Origin of the sequence: Aliifodinibius sp. S!AR15-10 (assembly GCF_031569985.1) — a bacterium.
Lineage (GTDB): Bacteria > Bacteroidota > Rhodothermia > Balneolales > Balneolaceae > JAMQKA01.
Window position 1 is genome coordinate 1 of record NZ_JAMQKA010000116.1, and the last position, 1047, is coordinate 1047.

A 1047-nucleotide genomic window follows, 5' to 3' on the forward strand; every position below is an offset into this window, starting at 1 on the left:
CTAGTACTTAATTTCAAAAATTATAGTAATTATTAGCTGGGGACATCGTATATTCCCTCCAACCCTCAATTAAACGCTCATGAATGTTGCCCCAACGATAGAACTAACTCCCGACCAGCGTCAGCTTTTGGAGCGTTGGACGCGCTCGCACCGCATCGAAAAACGGCTGGCCTTTCGGGCGGCCATTATCCTGGCCGCGGCCGAGGGCACCGAAAGCAAGCAGATTGCCGCCGAGCTGGACACGCGCGAGGCGACCGTCAGCAAATGGCGAACCCGGTTCGCCACCCGAGGCATCGAGGGCTTGCAAGACGCACCGCGTAGCGGAGCCCCGGCCCAGTATGACGAGCAGGCCGAACGGCGCATTCTGGCCGCCCTGGATGACCCCCCACCGCCCGGATTTGCCAGCTGGGATGGACGACTGTTGGCCGAACACCTCGGGGATATCAGCCCTCAGCACGTCTGGCGGGTGCTGCGCACCCACGGAATTCATCTGCAGCGTCGCCACAGCTGGTGTGTGAGTACGGATCCGGAGTTCGCTGCCAAGGCGGCCGACATTGTAGGGCTGTATCTGGACCCGCCCGATAATGCCATGGTCTTGTGTGTGGACGAGAAGCCGGCCATTCAGGCCCTGGAGCGGGCCCAGGGGTGGCTTCGTCTGCCCAATGGGAAGGCCATCAGTGGCTACAACCATGAGTACAAGCGCCACGGGACGACCACGCTTTTTGCGGCCTTGGAGGTGGCCACCGGCCAGGTCAAAACCGGCCACTTCACGCGACGCCGTCGCCGGGAATTTCTGGCCTTTATGAACGAAGTGGTGGCCGCATATCCGGAGCAACAGCTCCATGTGATCCTGGACAATCTGCGTACCCACCGGCCCAAGAACGACCGGTGGCTGGCCTGCCACCCGAACGTCCACTTCCACTATACCCCCACCCACGCCTCGTGGCTGAACCAGGTGGAAATTTGGTTCAGTATCCTCACGCGAAAAGCCCTGAAAACCAACAGTTTTACCTCGACCGATCAGGTCCGCCGGACGATCGATGCGTT

At 60.2% G+C, this 1047-nt stretch carries 1 protein-coding gene; it reads left to right on the plus strand.

Annotated features, from left to right (window positions below; genetic code table 11):
* Positions 1-127 precede the first annotated feature (127 nt).
* Positions 128-1047: IS630 family transposase (locus NC796_RS26575; protein ID WP_409070431.1), on the plus strand; the 920-nt coding region annotated here is incomplete at its 3' end.